The 17779-nt window shown below is 75.4% G+C and carries 14 protein-coding genes; 4 read left to right on the top strand and 10 right to left on the bottom strand.

All coding sequences use genetic code 11. The features are described 5' to 3' along the window. Positions 1-4: 4 nt before the first annotated feature. Both J5O08_RS11180 and J5O08_RS11175 read right to left on the bottom strand, forming a co-directional pair. A complete protein-coding gene (locus J5O08_RS11180) occupies positions 5-1519 on the bottom strand; it encodes a glycosyltransferase family 1 protein (RefSeq protein ID WP_218706939.1) in 1515 nt (504 codons plus the stop codon). Then, positions 1516-2460 carry an FkbM family methyltransferase gene (locus J5O08_RS11175; RefSeq protein WP_218706938.1) on the bottom strand — a complete coding sequence of 315 codons (945 nt, stop codon included), beginning with the start codon at positions 2458-2460 and terminating at the stop codon, positions 1516-1518. Before J5O08_RS11175 ends, J5O08_RS11180 begins: the two co-directional genes overlap by 4 nt. A 121-nt stretch (positions 2461-2581) precedes the next feature. On the opposite strand from J5O08_RS11175, the gene J5O08_RS11170 reads away from it, so the two are divergent. From J5O08_RS11170 to J5O08_RS11160, 3 genes are read left to right on the top strand one after another with little or no spacing between them, the layout of a single operon-like run. Continuing rightward, positions 2582-3568 (top strand): GDP-mannose 4,6-dehydratase, encoded by a 987-nt coding sequence (locus tag J5O08_RS11170; protein ID WP_218706937.1) that lies wholly within the window; start codon positions 2582-2584, stop codon positions 3566-3568. Between the two features lie 3 nt (positions 3569-3571). Further along, positions 3572-4555 carry a GDP-mannose 4,6-dehydratase gene (locus J5O08_RS11165; RefSeq protein ID WP_218706936.1) on the top strand — a complete coding sequence of 328 codons (984 nt, stop codon included), beginning with the start codon at positions 3572-3574 and terminating at the stop codon, positions 4553-4555. After that, complete coding sequence (locus tag J5O08_RS11160) at positions 4552-7053, top strand: glycosyltransferase (protein ID WP_308281560.1); 2502 nt, start codon at positions 4552-4554, stop codon at positions 7051-7053. The genes J5O08_RS11165 and J5O08_RS11160 overlap by 4 nt, the downstream gene beginning before the upstream one ends. Positions 7054-7068: 15 nt before the next feature. On the opposite strand, the gene J5O08_RS21355 is transcribed toward J5O08_RS11160, so the two are convergent. The 8 genes from J5O08_RS21355 to J5O08_RS11120 all read right to left on the bottom strand — a co-directional run bounded on the left by J5O08_RS21355 (position 7069) and on the right by J5O08_RS11120 (position 16743). Further along, positions 7069-9420: a glycosyltransferase gene (locus tag J5O08_RS21355; RefSeq protein WP_218706934.1), complete on the bottom strand. Its 2352-nt coding sequence runs from the start codon at positions 9418-9420 to the stop codon at positions 7069-7071. An 82-nt stretch (positions 9421-9502) separates the two neighbouring features. Next, positions 9503-10621 carry a glycosyltransferase family 1 protein gene (locus J5O08_RS11150; RefSeq protein WP_218706933.1) on the bottom strand — a complete coding sequence of 373 codons (1119 nt, stop codon included), beginning with the start codon at positions 10619-10621 and terminating at the stop codon, positions 9503-9505. Then, a complete protein-coding gene (locus J5O08_RS21350) occupies positions 10618-11646 on the bottom strand; it encodes a glycosyltransferase family 2 protein (RefSeq protein ID WP_218706932.1) in 1029 nt (342 codons plus the stop codon). Before J5O08_RS21350 ends, J5O08_RS11150 begins: the two co-directional genes overlap by 4 nt. Then, entirely contained in the window at positions 11643-13193 is a 1551-nt protein-coding gene (locus J5O08_RS11140) for a DUF2142 domain-containing protein (protein ID WP_218706930.1), read from the bottom strand. Before J5O08_RS11140 ends, J5O08_RS21350 begins: the two co-directional genes overlap by 4 nt. Then, positions 13190-13609 carry a DUF2304 domain-containing protein gene (locus J5O08_RS11135; RefSeq protein ID WP_218706928.1) on the bottom strand — a complete coding sequence of 140 codons (420 nt, stop codon included), beginning with the start codon at positions 13607-13609 and terminating at the stop codon, positions 13190-13192. The genes J5O08_RS11140 and J5O08_RS11135 overlap by 4 nt, the downstream gene beginning before the upstream one ends. Continuing rightward, positions 13606-14361, bottom strand: coding sequence for a glycosyltransferase family 2 protein (locus J5O08_RS11130; protein WP_218706926.1), 756 nt, complete (start codon positions 14359-14361; stop codon positions 13606-13608). Before J5O08_RS11130 ends, J5O08_RS11135 begins: the two co-directional genes overlap by 4 nt. 10 nt (positions 14362-14371) lie before the next feature. Then, positions 14372-15640: a hypothetical protein gene (locus J5O08_RS11125; RefSeq protein ID WP_218706925.1), complete on the bottom strand. Its 1269-nt coding sequence runs from the start codon at positions 15638-15640 to the stop codon at positions 14372-14374. Then, positions 15637-16743, bottom strand: coding sequence for a glycosyltransferase family 1 protein (locus tag J5O08_RS11120; RefSeq protein ID WP_218706924.1), 1107 nt, complete (start codon positions 16741-16743; stop codon positions 15637-15639). The genes J5O08_RS11125 and J5O08_RS11120 overlap by 4 nt, the downstream gene beginning before the upstream one ends. A 90-nt stretch (positions 16744-16833) precedes the next feature. Here J5O08_RS11120 and J5O08_RS11115 point away from each other — a divergent pair, with 90 nt between their 5' ends. After that, on the top strand, positions 16834-17721 hold the full coding sequence (locus tag J5O08_RS11115; RefSeq protein WP_218706923.1) for a glycosyltransferase: 888 nt from the start codon (positions 16834-16836) through the stop codon (positions 17719-17721). Positions 17722-17779 lie beyond the last annotated feature (58 nt).

Here is a 17779-nt window from a genome sequence, read left to right as displayed (position 1 = left end):
CGTCTCACCGGTCCGCCTCCTCGCCCACGAGCACCTGCCACAGCTCCTCCGCGTACTCGTCCCAGGTGCGCCCCGGCCGGGCCAGGGCCTGGGCGCGCAGCTCCGCCAGGGTCGCCGGCTCGGTGAGCAGGCGACGCATCGCGTGCGTGATCGCGTCGTCGTCGCGCGGGTCCACGGTCAGGCAGCCGCCGCCCTCGGCGATCTCGAGCTGGCTGCCGAAGTCGGACGTGACCACCGGGGTACCGCAGGCGAGCGAGTCGGCGACCGGGAGGCCGTACCCCTCGTGCAACGAGACGAACACCGTGAACGCCGCGCCGCGCAGGGCGGACCACAGGTAGTCGTCGGGGACCCGGCCGCTGTCGAGGAGCGGGCGGCCCGCCTCGCGCGCCCGGGCGATCGCCGGGGCCAGCAGCGCGTCGCTCCAGCCGGGACCGCCGATCAGCTCGAGCTCGAAGTCGAGACCCTCCCGCCACAGGCGCTCGGCGGCGTGCAGCACCGCCCGCTGGTTCTTGTGCGGCTCGCGGCTCGCGACGCACAGCACGCGCGGGCGCGGGCCCGCCGGCGGTGCGGTGCCGGTCGGCGGCGCGTCCTCGACGAGCCGGACCTCGCGCACCACGGGACCGGGCAGGTCCTGCGCGGCGAGCGCGTCGGCGAACCCGGCGAACTCGGCGGTCGCCGAGCGGCTGATCCCGGCCACCCGGTGCGCGTGCTTGACGACGGTCAGGTACTGGCCGAACACGACGGCGTCGTGCTGCGGCCGCGTCTCGGCGCTGGTGATCGGGATCATGTCGTACCCGATCATCGACAGGCGGTTGCCCGAGAACCGGGCGAGCGCGGCGAGGTGCTCCCCGGCGTCGCCGTTCGGCACGTCGGGCAGGACCACCGTGGAGCGCCACGGCACCACCAGGCGCGGCGCGTACCCGGACGCGTCGGCCGGGGTGACGTCCTGCCCGTACCGCAGGACCCGGTCCTCCTCACGGGGCGCGAGCCGGCGGAAGGCCGAGTACTGGTCGATCCACGCGACCGGCGTCACGTCCCGGTCCCGCCAGCGCGGGACGGTCTCCCGGACGACGCGGTGGATGCCGGTGTGGGTGTCGTTGCGCGCGCTGAAGTCGACGTCGACGACGACGCCGCCTTCCACGACGTCCATCGGCAGGTCGGGCCGCCCGAGCCCCGGCGCGCCGAGCACCCCGTCCAGCAGGGACGTGGCGACCGTGCGGGCCGGCGCGGTGGCGAGCGCGCGCCGCAGGTCGACCAGGTCGCGGGCCGTGGGGAACGAGGCACGGACGGCGGTCAGCAGCAGCCAGCGGTCGGCGTCGCCCGCCCCGGCGGCGTGCGCCACCAGCTGCTCCAGCAGCTGCGCGCTGACGCTGCCGGGCTCGATGTCCGTCGCCGCCCGGGCGCGCGCGTCCCCGAGCAGCACCACCGCGGCGGCGTGCAGCCGCTGGTCCAGGGCGCGCAGCAGGACCTCGGGATCGCCGGTCTCGCTGCCCCGCGACCGCGTCGTCAGCACGCTCATCGGGCTGCCCGCACCGCCGCGAGCACCCGGCGGGCCCCGCGCAGCGGGCGCGTCACCCGCCAGGACAGCGTCTGCCGGATCGCGACGACCTCGGCGCGCAGCCGGCGGACCTCCTCGTCGTCGCCGGGTGCGGGCGCGGCGGTGGCGGCGAGCGAGTCGGCCCAGCCGACCAGCGCGCGCGTGCGCCAGTGCACGGCGTCGCGGATCGCCTCGGCCCGCTCCTCCTCCAGCCGGACGGCACGGCGGGTGACGTAGTGGTCGAGCACGCAGGCGGGGTAGGAGAGCCGGGCGCGGAGCTCGTCGGCGTGCTCGCGGGCCACGTAGAAGCGCGAGACCCCGTCGAAGAGGCAGAGCTCGTACCCGGCCGCGAGCACGCCGGGCTCCCAGGCGCCGTGCGTCTGCTCCGTCGAGTTGGGCGCGGTGGACTCCACCACGAGCACCCAGGGCCGCCACCGCGTGAGGTCGACGCTCGCGAGGACGTCGCCCTCCGCGCCCTCCACGTCGACGAGCAGGAAGTGCACGGGCGCGTCGGCCAGGCCGGCCTCCGCCACGACCGCGTCCAGGCGCACGGCGGGGACGGTCACGTCCTCGGGCGCGAACCCGTGCCGGGCGTGCTCGGCGCTGACCTCGTCCACGAGCGTGGACAGGCCGCTCTCCGGGATGACGTGCAGCACGACGTCGCCCTCGCGGTCCGTCACGGCGGCCTGCACGAGGGTGTCCCGGGGCCGCTCCCGGCGGTGCAGCTCCGCGTACGCCGGGACCGGCTCGACGGTCACGCCCTGCCAGCCGCGGTCGTAGAACGCGCGCGTCGCGGAGTCCTCGCGCGGGTGGTTGGCCCCCACCTCGACGTAGGTCCCCGTGGGCAGGTGCCCCAGGGCCCTCCAGAGGACGACGTCCTCGCCGTTCTGCGCGTTCGACACGAAGGGAGGCTGCTGGTGCACGCCAGCCATCATAGGGGCGCGGTCAGGGCACGGCCCGGGGGTGCGGGCGCCGTGGTGTACCCGCGGGAGCAGCGGAGTCGGTAGTCTCGGCACCCACTGTTCCCAGACCCCACGAGGAATCATGCCCCGCGCACTCATCACCGGTATCACGGGCCAGGACGGTCTCTACCTCTCCGAGCTCCTGCTGTCCAAGGGCTACGAGGTCTACGGCCTGATCCGCGGCCAGAACAACCCGAAGCTCGACCTGGTCCGCACCACGGTGCCGGACGTCAAGCTGGTGACCGGTGACCTCACGGACATGTCGAGCCTGATCCGCGCGCTCGAGGTGGCCCAGCCGGACGAGGTCTACAACCTCGGTGCGATCTCGTTCGTCGCGTACTCCTGGGACAACGCCCTGCTCACGTCCGAGGTGACGGGCAAGGGCGTGCTCAACATGCTCGAGGCCGTGCGGCTGTACTCGCACGACGACCCGACGCGGGTGCGCTTCTACCAGGCGTCCAGCTCGGAGATGTTCGGCAAGGTGCAGGAGGTGCCGCAGCGCGAGTCCACCCTGCTGTGGCCCCGGTCGCCGTACGGCGTGGCCAAGGTGTTCGGCCACTACATGACGATCAACTACCGCGAGTCGTACGGGATGCACGCGTCGTCGGGCATCCTGTTCAACCACGAGTCGCCCCGCCGCGGCCCGGAGTTCGTGACCCGCAAGGTGTCGCAGGCCGTCGCGCGCATCAAGCTCGGCCTCCAGGACGAGATCGTGATGGGCAACCTGGACGCCAAGCGCGACTGGGGCTTCGCCGGCGACTACGTCGAGGCGATGTGGCGGATGCTGCAGCAGGACACCGCCGACGACTACGTGGTGGCGACGGGCGAGACCCACGCGATCGGCGAGCTGCTCGACATCGCGTTCTCGGCGGTCGGCATCGACGACTGGTCGGGCTACGTCCGCCAGGACCCGGCGTTCATGCGCCCGGCCGAGGTCGACCTGCTCATCGGCGACCCGACCAAGGCCCGTGAGGTCCTGGGCTGGGAGCCGAAGGTCGACTTCACGCAGCTGGTCACCATGATGGTCGAGAACGACCTGCAGGAGCAGCGCGCCCAGGCTGGGCTCTGACGCGTGGCACGTGTCGTCATCACGGGCGTCACCGGGCAGGACGGGAGCTACCTCGCTGAGCGGCTCGTCGCCGAGGGCGCCGAGGTCCACGGCCTCGTGCGCGCGTCGGACGCCGCTGCTGCGGCGTCCGACGCGCTCGCCCGGGGCGTCGTGCTGCACGAGGGCGACCTCGGCGACGAGGACGGGCTGCGCCGGCTGGTCGACGAGGTCGAGCCCGACGAGGTGTACAACCTCGCGGGGATCAGCTCCGTCGCTCAGTCCTGGCGCGAGCCCGTCCTCACGGGTCGGCTCAGCGGGCTGTCGGTGACGGTCCTGCTCGACGCGGCCGCCCGGCTGCAGGACCGGACCGGTCGTCGCGTCGCGTTCGTCCAGGCGAGCAGCTCCGAGATCTTCGGGGACGCGGCGGTCTCGCCCCAGGACGAGTCGACCCCGGTGCGACCGGTGTCGCCCTACGGCGCGGCGAAGGCGTTCGCGCACCACGCCGCCGCGGTCTACCGGGGCCGGGGGCTGCACGTCGCGACGTGCATCCTGTTCAACCACGAGTCGCCCCGGCGGCCCACGACGTTCGTCACGCGCAAGATCACGTCAGCCGCCGCACGGATCGCCCGCGAGGGATCGGGCACGATCCGCCTGGGCAACCTCGCGGCTCGCCGCGACTGGGGCTGGGCGCCCGACTACGTCGACGCGATGGTCCGCGCTGCGCGGCACGACGTGCCCGACGACTTCGTCGTGGCGAGCGGGACGACGCACACCGTCGCGGAGTTCGCGGAGGCGGCCCTGCGACGCGCCGGGCTCGGGGACGACTGGGCGGACCACGTCGAGAGCGACCCCGAGTTCTTCCGCCCGGCCGACGCCTCGGTGATGGTGGGTGACGCGGGCAAGGCGCGCCGCGAGCTCGGATGGACCCCGAGCGTGACGTTCGAGGAGGTCGTGGGACGCATGGTCGACCACGACCTGGAGCTGGCGGAGAGGGAGGCCGGGGCGTGAGCAGCGGCAAGGAGAAGCGACCGCAGGTGCGGCCGGGCGTGGTGTCCGTCGTCCTCGTGAACTACCGCGGGGCGGAGGACACGATCACCTGCCTGCGGGCCTTCGACGAGGTCGACTGGCCCGCCGCGGACCTCGAGCTGATCGTGGTGGACAACGACTCGGGCGACGGCAGCGTGGAGCGGATCCGCGCCGCGGTGCCCGGCGCCCTCGTGGTGGACGCGGGGTCGAACACCGGCTTCGCCGGCGGGTGCAACCTCGGCGTGGCGCACGCGACCGGCGAGTTCGTCGCGTTCATCAACAACGACGCCCGGCCGGACCGCGGCTGGGTCCGTGCCGCGGTGGACGCGATGCGGGCAGACCCGGAGGTCGGCTCGGTCGCGTCGAAGGTCCTCGACTGGGAGGGCGGCCTGATCGACTACGTCGACGGCTCCCTGACCTGGTTCGGGATGGGCTACAAGCGCGAGGTCGAGAAGCCCGACACGGGGCAGTGGGACACCGCGCACGACGTCCTCTTCGGCACGGGCGCGGCGATGTTCGTGCGCACCGAGCTCTACCGCGAGGTCGGTGGTTTCGACGAGCGGTTCTTCATGTTCTACGAGGACGTGGACCTGGGCTGGCGGTTGAACCTGCTCGGCCACCGCGTCCGGTACGTGCCCGGGTCGGTCGCGTTCCACAAGCACCACGTGACGATGAAGAAGTTCGGGAACTTCCGCGAGAGCTACCTGCTCGAGCGGAACGCGCTGCTCTCGATGTACAAGAACTACGACGACGAGTCGCTCGCGCGCGCCCTGCCCGCCGCGATGGCCCTGGCCGTCCGGCGGTCGCTCGCGCGGGCGGACGTCGACGCCACGTCCCTGGACCTGCAGCGGTCGCCCGGCGGGGACGACGTCGGCAGCCTCGAGCTGCCCAAGATGGCCCTGACCGGGACGTTCGCGGTCGACTACCTCGTCGAGCAGCTCCCGACGCTCCTGGAGTCCCGACGGGAGCTGCAGGCCGCGCGCCGGCGCAGCGACCGCGAGCTCTTCCCGCTGTTCCGCAAGGCGCTCGAGCCGGCGTACGGCATGCCCTCCTACCTCGCGGCGCACGACACGCTGGTCGAGGCGTTCGGCATCGCCGAGCACGTCAACAGCAGGCACCGGGTCCTCGTCGTGACCGGCGAGCCGCTGCTGGAGCGCATGGCCGGGCCGGCGATCCGCGCGTGGGAGATCGCCAGCGCGCTGGCGGGGGAGCACGACGTGCGGCTGCTGTCGACCGGCGGGGCGAAGCGGTCGTCGCCGGACTTCTCGGTCGAGTACGCGCACGGTGCCGGCCTGCGGGAGCCGACCCGCTGGGCCGACGTGATCATCTTCCAGGGCTTCCTGCTCGAGCAGGCGCCCTGGCTCAAGGACAGCCCCAAGGTCGTCGTGGCGGACATCTACGACCCGATGCACCTGGAGCAGCTCGAGCAGGCCCGGGACCTCGGGCCCGACGGCCGCGTGCGCGCCGTGCGCGCCACCACCGACGTGCTGAACGAGCAGATCCGACGCGCCGACCTCCTGCTCTGCGCCTCGGACAAGCAGCGGGACTTCTGGCTCGGGCACCTCGCCAGCCAGGGCCGGGTCAACCCCGCCGTCTACGACGAGCAGGCGAACCTCGACAACCTGCTGGCGGTCGTCCCGTTCGGGATCGCCGACGAGCCGCCGGTCCAGCGCCGGCACGGCATCAAGGGCACGGTCGAGGGCATCGGCCCCGACGACAAGGTGATCCTGTGGGGCGGCGGGATCTACAACTGGTTCGACCCGCTGACCCTGATCCGCGCGGTGGCGCGGCTGGCCGAGCGCCGCCCGGACGTCCGGCTGTACTTCCTCGGTCTCAAGCACCCCAACCCGGGCGTGCCCGAGATGGAGGTCGCCTGGCGCACGCAGGAGCTCGCGCGCGAGCTGGGGCTCACCGGTCGGCACGTGTTCTTCAACGAGGGCTGGGTGCCCTACGAGGAGCGCGCGGACTACCTGCTCGACGCGGACCTGGGCGTCTCGACGCACTTCCAGCACGTCGAGACGGCGTTCAGCTTCCGCACCCGGATCCTCGACTACCTGTGGGCCTCCCTGCCGATCGTCGCCACCGACGGGGACACGTTCGGCGCGCTGATCCGCGAGCGTGGGCTCGGCCGGGTCGTACCGGCGGAGGACGTCGAGGCGCTCGAGGCCGCGCTCGAGGAGATGCTCTACGACGTGCCGGCGGCCGAGGCGGCGCGTGCCGCCGTGCGGGGGTTCGCGACGGACTACGCGTGGTCTCGGGTGCTCCGGCCGCTCATCGAGTTCTGCCGGGACCCGCGGCGGGCCGCCGACGTGGCGCTCCGGGGCACGGCCGAGCAGGACCGGCGCGAGCCGGACGCCCGCCCGCGCCCGACCGTGCGGGGCGACCTCGCGCTGGCGAAGGACTACCTGCGCGCAGGCGGCGTCGGCGAGGTGGTCCGGCGGGCCACCGGCCGCGTGCGCCGGATGACCGGCGGCGCCTGACCGTCGGTCCTCGGCTCATCCCCGGGCGGCGCCGCGGAGCCGGCCGAGCAGCCGCCGCCCGGGGGAGGCCTGCGCCGCCTCCGGGCGGTCCTGCGCGATCTCGGCGAGCCGCGCCGCCACCCGGCGCCCGGCGGCGGCCGGGGAGTGCAGCGTCGCGATGTCCCCCGCGGCGCGCTCCCCGCGGGCACGCGCCTGCTCGGGGTGCGCCACCACCTCGCGCATCAGCCGGGCGGCGTGGTCCAGGTCCGGCTCGGCCCACGTCGAGCCGGCCGGGTACGGCGCCGCGTCGTCCGGGATCGGCACGGGGGTCCAGTCCACCAGGTAGCTGTTCGCGTCCGTCATGAACTGCAGGTTGCCGCTGTACCGGGTGGCGATCACCGGCTTGCCCCAGGCCATGGCCTCCGCCATGGTCAGGCCGAGCCCCTCGCTGCGGTGCAGCGAGACGTAGCAGTCGCACGCCGCCATGAGCGCGTCGCGCGCGTCCGCGTCCAGGTACTCCTCGAGCAGCAGGACGTGGGGCAGGCCCGCGACGCGCAGCCGCAGTCGCTCCGCGTCCGCGGGCCGCTGGTCGGCGTTGATCGACTTCACCACCAGCACCGGCCCGTCCTCCGGGCCGAAGGCTGCGCAGAAGGCGTCGACGAGGCCGAGGGGGTTCTTGCGTTCCGCGGTGCTGAGGAAGTCGAAGGCGAACAGGAACAGCGGCCCCTCGGGGAGGCCGAGGTCCGCCCGACCGAGTGCCGGCGCGGCCGGCCGCTGGGGGAGCGGTGGCGTCAGCGTGGTCACCGGGAGCGCCGTGTGCGGCGCGATCGCGTCCCGGATGAAGTCCGTGGCGACCCACACCTCCTCGACCGCGGCGAACCCGCCGTGCTGGGACGCGGGGAAGTCCTCGACCTCCCAGTACCACATGCCGATGCGGTAGGTCCGGTCGTACGCGACGGGCAGGCCCGCGGCCACGGTCGGCGTCAGGTCCGCGTTCACGCAGAGCACGGTCGTCGCCAGCGGTGCCCGGACCGGGCCCGTCGCGGGCCCCGCCGGCCGCTGGCGGCTGCTGAGGTGGGTCTCCACCGGGACCGCCACGTGCGGCACCCCCGCGGCGGCGAGGGCGCCGACCACCTGCCGGGCCGACTCGCCGATGCCCAGCTCCCCGCGGAGGAAGCCGACGACGTTGACACCCGGTCCGAAGGTGGCAGGCGGTGGGGGCGGGGGCGTCCACCGGCGCACGGACTCCTCGACGAGCGCGGCGTCGTACCCCTCGCTCGCGGCGTGGTCCGCGGCCCAGCCGACGAACGCCTCCTCGTCGCGACCGGGCACCCACGGGAAGGCGGCGGCCAGGTCGGGCCGCGCCGCGCGGATCGCGAGCAGGTACCGGCCGGGTGCGCCGGACCCGGACGGCTGGGTGAGCCAGTCCAGGAGCTCCTGCCGCCGGGCCGGGTCGAACGGGTCCGGCGCCGTCACCGCGGAGCCCTGCTCGCGGTAGAGGGTGCGGAACGCAGGGTCGAGGCGCGCGCCGACGCTCGTGCGGGCCAGGTCGGCGCCCGGGTCCGGCGCGGCGGTCGCCGCCGCGAGGACGGCCGCGGCGTCGGCGACCCGGGTCGCGAGCGCCGGGTGGTCGCTGAGCCGGGCGCGCGGGTCGCCCGCGATCCCGCCGTCGAGCAGCCACGGGCGCGCGGGGTCCGTGGCCGTGAGGTCGACCGCCACCACCGGGGTGCCGTCGAGCAGGAGCCCGCGCCGGGGGTCCTCGGCGAGGTGGTGCTCGCGCCGCAGCGACCACGGCGACACCAGGGTGCCCGCAGCACGGTCCGCGGCGTGCGGCAGCGCGGTCAGGACGCCGGGCCACGCGTGCTGACCGTCGTCCCGGGGGCCGACGCCGGCGAGCACCTCCTCCCAGGCCGCGAGCACGTCGGCGCGGTCGGGCCGCACCGCCAGGAGAGCCGGCTCCACGGCGCCCGCCCGGCCCAGGTCGCCCGCGTCCGGCCGGCGGCCGTCGGCGGGCGGGACCGGTCGGACCACCAGGGCGAGGCCGTGCCGGTCCGCCGCCGACGCGAGCGCGTCCGGGGGAGCGAGCAGGAGGACGCCCGGCGCCGCGAGCACCACCGCGGCGTGCGCGCCCGCCGCCGCGCGGGCGGCGAGGAGCCGGCGCGCGGCGAGCGACCGGACCACGTCGAGCGGGTGGCGGGCGGCCCACCGGTGCAGCTGGGCGGGATCGACCCCGGCGTCGGCGGGGGACAGGACCCGCTCCCCGGCGGCGGGGACGTAGCCGGCGTCGAGGTCGAGGACCTGCACCTCGGCGCCGACGGCGACGGCGGACCCCGCGGTGAGCCGCGCGGCCCCCGCCGTCCCGGAGGTCGTGACGATCAGGAGGTGCACGCGAGCTCGCTTTCCGTGGCGGGGTTGGTCCGAGGGTAGCGACCCGGGGGTCGGCGCACCGGGGAACGGCGGGACGCGCGTCTCAGCGGCCGGCCGCGGCCCCGCGGTACACGGCCGCGTGCCGGGCCGCGGCGTCGGACCAGGTGAACGCCTGGCTGCGTGCCCGGCCGGCGGCCCCGAGGAGCGGCCCCTCCTCGGAAAGCGCGCGCTCCATCCCCGCGGCGAGGTCCTCGGGGTCCAGCGGGTCCACGAGGACCCCCGCCCCGGCGACCACCTCGGCCATCGAGGTCCCGCGGGAGGTGACCACCGGGGTGCCGACGGACATCGCCTCCAGCACCGGCAGGCCGAAGCCCTCCCAGGTGGACGGGAAGCAGAACGCGGCCGCGGCCGCGTAGGTCGCCCGCAGGTCGGAGGTGGACAGCCGACCGAGCTCGACGACACGGCGCTCCCACGGCCCCGGTGCCGGGCGGGCCGGGACCTCGCCCCAGCCGGGCGGGCCCACCAGGACCAGCCGGACGTCGGGGTCGCGCTCGGCCAGCCGGGCGAACGCGGCGAGCAGACCGCCGACGTTCTTGCGCGGCTCGAAGGTCCCGCACCAGAGCACGAAGCGCTCGGGCAGCCCGAGGCGGGTGCGTACCTCGGCCACGTCCGACGCGGTCACGGTCCACCCCGGCGCGCCGTGCGGGACGACGTGCAGCCGCTCCGGGGCGATCCCGGCGGCGACGCAGTCGTCCGCGGTCGCCCGGGACGGCACGACCACCGCGGCGGCCTCGTCGCGGGTGCGCTCCAGGGCGCGGGTGAAGAACCGGACGCCGCGCGGCGTGAAGTGGGCGGGGTCGCGGAGGAAGGCGACGTCGTGCACGGTCACCACGAGAGGGCGCGAGGTCGGCGGGATCGCCCACGTGGAGGCGTGCACCACGTCGAGGTCGCGGACCAGCCACTCGGGGCGCGGCGCGGACAGGTGGTTCCACGCCCGGTAGAGCGCGTAGCGCGGCAGGGGCAGCGACCGGACCGGCACGGGCACCCGGAGCTCGTCCGGCTCGTGGTGCCGGTGGGCCGCGGCCAGCCCGGTCGCGCGGACGTCGTCACGGTGGCGGAGCGCGTCCAGGAGCGCGAGCAGGTAGGACGCCGAGCCCCCCGGCACCCGCTGCCAGGCCTGCTCGACGGTCACGCCGGCGTGGACCGGCCCGGCGTCGCTCACCGTGACGGGCCCTCGGCCACGAGCAGGGCGGCCACGACCGGGCGCGGCACCCGCGCGGTACGGTCGACCGCGCGGCGCCGGCGCAGCGCGGCCGGGGCCCGGCGGGCGACGGCGACCAGCGCGCGGGCACGGCGCCCGCGCTCGGGTCCGAGCACCGCCCGGACGCCGGCACGGGCGAACGCGCGGGCGACGACCGGCGCCGGCGCGTGCAGGAGCGCCACGAGCAGGCGGTTCCGCTCGTTGTGGTCGCGGAAGAACGCGGACGTCGCGTCGGACGAGCCGGCGTGGTCGTGCACCGTCCGGGCACCGTCCACGTGGGCGACGGTCCAGCCGCGCCGGCGCAGCCGCCAGGAGAGCTCGGTGTCCTCGTAGTACATGAACAGCGACTCGTCGAACGGGCCCACGTCCGACAGCGCCGCACGTGACAGCGCCGCGCAGCCGCCGTTGAACCCGAAGACGTCCACGGAGGCGGGGGGCCCGGCGGCGTCGGCGAGCCAGTCCCGGTCCCGGCCGTTCGCGGCGCGCGTGACCTCGTTGCCCGTGCTGTTCAGCCGCTCGCTGCCGACCTCCCCGTCCGGGACCCGCACCCAGGTCCTGCCGGCGTGGTCGACCAGCCCTGCCTCGCCCGCGCGCCCCGGACGGAACCGGCCGCGGAGCGCGACCCTGCCGGTCGTCGCGCCGAGCCGCTCCGCACCGGAGGCGTCGAAGGGCGCGACGAGCTGCTCGACGAGCCCGGGCTCCGCGACCGCGTCGTTGTTCAGCAGCACGACGACGTCTCCGGACGACGCGGCGACACCGGCGTTGACGCCGCCCGCGAATCCGGTGTTCCGGCCGAGCGGCACCAGGCGGACACCGGGACGTTCCCGCAGCGCCTCGACCGTGCCGTCGGTGGACCCGTTGTCGACGACGAGCACCTCGACGGCGCGACCGGGGGCCCGCTGGCGGTCGAGCGAGTCGAGGCAGCGGAGCGTGAGGTCGAGGCCGTTCCAGGTCACCACGACCACGCTGACGGAGGAGGTCGTCACACCGCCGACCCGACGGCCGGCCGCTCGGTGCTGCCCGACGGCTCGACGCCTGTCCCGGTGGCCGCTGTCGCGCCGGCGCGCGCGGTGAGCACCACGGCCGCGCCGAACGCCGCCGCGGCGACGACGGCGAGGAGCGCCAGCAGCGGCAGCGGGAGCGGCGGGAGCCAGGCGTCCGGTGCGAGCGAGAACCAGCCACCGTCGTCGCCGTTCACGTACCGGTGCAGGTTCTGCGCGAAGGCCACGAGCTGGACGACCGCGAGCAGCGAGCCGAGCACCACCGCGAGGGAGACGCCGAGGCGCTGGACCCCGGCCAGCCACGCCACCGGGACCTCCCGCGACCGCCGGTGCACGACGAACGCCGCGAGCAGCGGCACCCCGATCGCGACGGGGAGGATGTAGCGGCCCTGCCAGATGAACCCGAGGTAGTGGGCCTGGGACGCGTGGATCACCACCGGCACCACGTAGGTCGCCGCGGCGACCAGGCCGATCACGGCGCGCTCGCGCCAGGTGCCGACCGCGAGGGCGACCAGGACGACGAACGCGGCGCCGGCGGCGTACGCCATGAGCACCCAGCCCTCGAGCGGCGTGTCCATCCAGCCGAACTGGCCGACCATGTTGAGCACGAAGCCGTCCCAGGCGTAGACGCTCAGGCGCGCGGCGTTGGGGAAGGTCATGTCCGGGTGGTTCACCGCAGCGCCCGAGCCCAGGGAGTTGGTGCCGACCACCCAGGCGGCCGCGGCGAGGCACGACAGGACGATCGCGGCCAGGGGCGGCCAGGAGGCGCGCCGGCGGACCACCTCGACGAACGACCGCCACGGCGAGATCAGCAGCACCGCCGCGACCAGGATCGCGCAGTAGAGCAGCGACAGCCCTCGGGCGTTGACGAAGAACGCGGTCGAGAGGGCGATCCACCACATGCGGCTGCGCACGAGGGCCGGGTCGGGGTGCCGGAGCAGGGCGAGGAGCTGGCACCAGAGCGCGAACGCGGCCGTGATCTCGATGGCCGCCGGGTTCACGGTCGACGTCAGGAACACGATCATCGGCGTCAGGGCGCCCGCGACCCCGGGCACCGCCCACGTGGGCGGTCCGGTCTGGGCGAGCGCGCGCAGCCCGAGGGCCACGAAGAAGGTGGTGAACGCGGCGGACAGGATCCGCATGCCGTAGAGCACGGGATCACCCGCCGGGAGCAGGCTCGGCAGACCCACGACCGCGTAGTAGAGGGGGTTGTACCGCCCTGCCGGGGTCACGGCGTCGGACGGTTCGTCCAGGTCCTCCGTGGGCGTCAGGTCGCACCCGGCGGGCTCGTCCGGGACGAACATGTAGCACGTGGGGTACGCGGTGACGAACCGGTAGAAGTACGGCACGTCGACGGACGTGCCGCCGGTGGTGTCCGGACCGGTGAGCTGGCCGCGGACGACCGAGGCCGCCTTGACGGTGTGGGCGGGCTCGTCGGGCGACGCCATGAGGGGGTTGGCCACCGCCCACAGGGACGACAGCACGAAGAGCACGGCCCACCAGCCCCAGAACACCTTGTCGTGGGACCTCACCGGGCGTCCTCCTCGCTCGTGCGCGGCGCGCCGCCGGGCTGCTCGGGGTGCGGCGGGCCGGACGGGCCCTGGGCACGGGTCAGGTGCTGGCGCATCTCGAGCCGCAGCAGCGCGACCTCCTCGGCGAGCGTGCGGCTCTCCTCCTCGAGGGTGGAGACCTCGGTGCTCAGCTGGATGCACACGGCGAGGAGCACGAGGGAGGCCAGCGCGAACAGCAGGTTGGCGGGCGTCTGGACGCCGACCAGGTCCGACAGCCAGAACGCCAACCCCGGGAACACGCCGATCACGACGACCGCCAGCGTCAGCACGATCCAGACGGCGGCGTACTTCTCCCGGATCCGTCGGGTGCGCAGCAGGTGCAGCAGCGAGAGCACCAGCGCCAGGCACACGACGATGGAGATGATCGTGAGCCTCATGCGGTCCCCTCGATCTCGAGCGCCGGCTGGGCGGCGACGGTCGGCCGGGACAACGCGATGACGAGCGCGAGCGCGGCGCGCCCGAGGAAGACGGCGGCGCGCACGGGCGAGTGCGACGGCCGCCCGCCGGCGCGCGGCCGCATGGCGACCCCGACCTGGCGCACGACCAGACCGGCGCGCGCGGCGATCACCAGCGACTCGACGGTGTCCCCCAGGTACTCGGCGGGGTAGTTGCCGGAGAACAGCGTGATCGCGCGTCGGCCGCTCAGCTTGAACCCCGAGGTCGCGTCGGTGAGGGAGGTCCGGCACACCCGGGACAGCACGCCCGCGAGCATCCGCATCGACCAGCGGCGCGGACCGCGCGCCTCGTAGTCGCCGACGCCCGCGAACCGGGCGCCGATCACGATGTCGGCCTGCTCGCGGCGCATGGTCTCCAGCAGCTGCGGGATCTCGGCGGGGTCGTGCTGCCCGTCGGCGTCCACCTGGACGGCCAGGTCGTAGCCCTTGCGCATCGCGTAGGTGTACCCCGCGCGCATCGCGCCGCCGACGCCGAGGTTGATGGGGAGCTCGAGGACGAGCGCGCCGGCGCGCGCTGCCTCCTCGGCGGTGCGGTCGGTGGACCCGTCGTCGACGACGAGGACGTCCGCGTCCGGGACGGCGGAGAAGAGCTCGGAGACGACGCCTGCGACGGTGTCCTGCTCGTTCCAGGCCGGCACGACGACGAGCATCCGCGCGCTGCTGGCGGAAGGCATGGCGGCCATCCTACCGGCGACCCGCGGTCGCCCGGCGCACCGCGGCGGCGTGCACGAGCACGCCGACGAGGGGCCCGCACGCGAGGCTGAGCACCGCGCGCAGCTCGATCGGCCCGGGCGCGAGCAGCACGGCGGCCGAGACGACCGTCGCGACCACCCAGCCGGCGGCGTAGGCACGGTGCCTGCCCAGGGCCAGCACGGCGGCGCCGGTGAGCGTGAGCAGGCCGAGCGCCACGGCGGACGCGGTCAGGCCCGCGAGGACGCCGCCCGGGACCCGGTACGCGGGCCCCAGGACCGCGGCCATCAGCCACGGGCCGACGAGCGCCGCCGCGGCCGCCCCGACGGCGCCGACGACCACGACGGCGCCGCCGATCTGGAGCAGGGGCCGGGCCCCGCGCTCGCGGTGCGCGAGGAAGTGCGTGATCGCCACCCCCTGGTAGGCGTTCAGGGGGATGAGCAGCGGTGCCCGCGTCAGCTGGACGGCCATGAGCAGGGGCGCCGCCTGCGCGTACGCCTCGGCCGGGGTGGTGACCCGCAGCAGCACGGGGAAGCCCACGACGAGGGCGGCGCTCGCGGCCGTGCCGGCCATGGCCTGCGCGGTCCCCGCGGCGAACGCGCGACCGGGCATCCCGGCGCGGCGCGAGCGGGCCGCGCGCACCGCGGGGGCTGCCGAGAAGCCCAGCCAGGTCGCGGCGGCGAGTCCGGCACCGGCCGCCATGCCGGCGCCGGCGAGCCCGGCCGCCGCGGCGCCGGCCGTGAGCACCAGGCGGACCACGGACTCGGCCCCGACCAGACGCGCGTAGGTCGGCCAGCTGCCGCCGCCGGCGAGCGCCCCGGCGATCGCGGCGTGCCCGGAGAACGCGACGACCGAGACGGCCACCACGACGAGGAGGAGCCACGGGTCCGGGCCGAGCACCGCGCGCGCCCAGAGCGGGCCCGTGGCGAGCAGGACGGCGGCGGCGCCCGCGCCCACCAGCAGCCCGGCGCGCAGGACGCGCGGCCCGCCGGCGGGCGCCCCGCCGGGGACGGTAGCCCCGGCGAGAGTGACGTGCACCGCGCGGGTGGTCTCGTTCTGCAGGCCGCCGAGCACGCCGAAGCAGAAGAACAGCAGCCCCCAGAACGCCAGGAAGTCCGCGTTGTCGGCCGGGTCCAGGACCCGGGCCGCGACGAGGAGCACCACGTAGCCGGCCGCCGCCGCGACCAGCGACGCGACTCCGACGCCGCCGAACCGCGCGCCGTTCCCGGTCGCCTCGTCGGCGCGGTCGGCGCCGGCGGTCACGCCCGGTCTCCGGCGGTGTGCGCCGCGAGGTAGGCGTCCTCGTGCGCCGCGGCGCACGCCGCCCAGGTGAACAGCCGGGCGCGCTCGAGCCCGCGCCGCTGCAGCCCCTCGGTGTCGGCGAGGGCCGCGCGCACACCGTCGGCGATCGCCCGGGGGTCGGTCGGGTCGAAGAGCGCGGCGGCGTCCCCGCACACCTCCGGGAGGGAACCCGCGGAGGACGCGGCGACGGGGCAGCCCGAGGCCATCGCCTCCAGCGGCGGCATCCCGAAGCCCTCGTACAGGCTCGGGAACACCAGGCAGGCCGCCGTGCGGTACAGCTCGAGGAGCTCGGCGCGCGGCACGTTCCCGCGGGCGTCCACCCAGTCGGGCAGCTCCCCGAGGCCGTCGAGGCCGCCGCCGGTCAGGACGAGGCGCAGGTCCGGGTCGTCCTCCCGGAGGAGGCGGACCGCCTCCAGCAGCCGCTCGTGGTTCTTGTGCGCCCAGCCGCGAGCGGGGTACAGCAGGAAGCGCTCGCGCGGACCGAGCTGCGGCGTGAACGCCGCGGTGTCGACGGCCAGGTGCGCGACGGTGATCCGCTCCGGGGGGACGCCCAGGTGGTGCACGATGCGCTGCTTCGAGAACTCGCTGATGGTGATGATCCGGTCGGCCCGGAGTGCCGCCCGGTCGTAGTACAGGCGCCGGTACCAGAGCTCCGCGCGGGAGAACAGGTGCGGCATGTCGAGGTGCTGCACGTCGTGCAGCGACTGGACGACGCGGTCGCCGCGACGCGGCAGCGGGACGGTCGCCGTGAACGGGTAGTGCAGGACAGCACCCCGCGGCGCGCGGCCGAGCAGCCGGCCGCGGCGCAGCACCGAGGTCGCGACGGTCCGCAGCCGCGCCGCCGTCGACGGGGCCGGGACGATCTCGGGGGCGAGCACCTCGGGCAGGTCGGGCACGAACCCGGCCGCCTGCGCGGGCAGCAGCACCGACGCCGACACGCGGCCGGACCGGGCCAGCTCCCGGCCGAGCTCCCGGGCGTACGTCTCGGTCCCGCCCATCCCCCCGGGGACCAGCGTCAGCATGGACAGCACGACGCGGGGGAGGGTGCGGGACGGGACGTTCACAGGGGTTCTGCCTCCGGGTCGGGTGAGCCGCGGCGCGCGGCGCCCCTAGTCTGGCCCATGTCACCCGCTCGATCCGGAAGGTCCTCCTGCATGCCGCTCGACATCTTCGTCCCGTTCTGGGGCGACCCGGCCCTGCTCCGCGAGACGGTGGCGAGCGTGCTGGCCCAGCGCAACGGCGACTGGCTGCTCACGGTGGTGGACGACGCGTACCCGGACGAGAGCGTCCCGGCCTGGTTCGCGTCGATGGACGACCCGCGGATCACGTACGTGCGCAAGGAGCAGAACGAGGGCATCACCGCGAACTACCGCACCTGCGTGTCGATGGCGACGCAGGAGTCCGTGGTCATCCTGGGCTGCGACGACGTGCTGCTGCCCGACTTCGTGGACGTGGTGCTCGCCGCTCGGGCCCGGTTCCCGGGTGCCGCGATCATCCAGCCCGGCGTCGAGGTCATCGACGAGCACGGGCGGGTGGTGCGCCCGCTGGCCGACCGCGTGAAGCAGGACGTGGTGCGGCCCCGCGCGAGCGCCGCCCGGGTCCTGTCGGGAGAGCCGCTCGCCGCGAACCTGATGCACGGCGACTGGCTGTACTGGCCGTCGCTCGTCTTCCGGCGCGACGTCCTGGTGCGCACGCCGTTCCTCGACGACCTGCCGCTGATCCAGGATCTCGCTCTGGTGATGGACATGGTGCTCGACGGCGAGCAGCTCGTCCTCGAGCCCCGGGTCTGCTTCCGGTACCGCCGGCACAGCCACAGCGCCTCGTCGGCGTCGCTGATCGACGGCCGCCGGTTCAGCGGCGAGCGCGCCTACTTCGCGCACGTGGCCGCGCGCTGCGACGCCCAGGGCTGGCGCCGCGCCGCGCGCGCCGCCCGGCTCGCGGTCACCTCGCGGCTGCACGCGCTGACCCTGCTCCCGCGGGCGGCCCGGTCCGGCGCGGTGGGCACCATGCTCCGGCACGCGTTCGGCCCGATGCGGCCGTGACCGCCGCCCCGACCCCCACCCGCGGCGGACGACCCGCCGGCACCCGACGAGAGGACCC

The sequence above is a fragment of the Cellulomonas sp. PS-H5 genome (assembly GCF_019265565.1).
In the GTDB taxonomy this organism is placed as follows: domain Bacteria; phylum Actinomycetota; class Actinomycetes; order Actinomycetales; family Cellulomonadaceae; genus Cellulomonas.
The sequence above is the reverse complement of the archived record's forward strand: the minus strand, read 5'-3'. Positions and strand labels throughout refer to the sequence as shown.

Excerpts from the sequence above, each read along its gene's own strand:
- J5O08_RS11180 (WP_218706939.1), bottom strand. The coding sequence starts at position 1,519 with ATGAGCGTGCTGACGACGCGGTCGCGGGGCAGCGAGACCGGCGATCCC.
- J5O08_RS11170 (WP_218706937.1), top strand. The coding sequence starts at position 2,582 with ATGCCCCGCGCACTCATCACCGGTATCACGGGCCAGGACGGTCTCTAC.
- J5O08_RS11135 (WP_218706928.1), bottom strand. The coding sequence starts at position 13,609 with ATGAGGCTCACGATCATCTCCATCGTCGTGTGCCTGGCGCTGGTGCTC.
- J5O08_RS11130 (WP_218706926.1), bottom strand. The coding sequence starts at position 14,361 with ATGCCTTCCGCCAGCAGCGCGCGGATGCTCGTCGTCGTGCCGGCCTGG.
- J5O08_RS11115 (WP_218706923.1), top strand. The coding sequence starts at position 16,834 with ATGCCGCTCGACATCTTCGTCCCGTTCTGGGGCGACCCGGCCCTGCTC.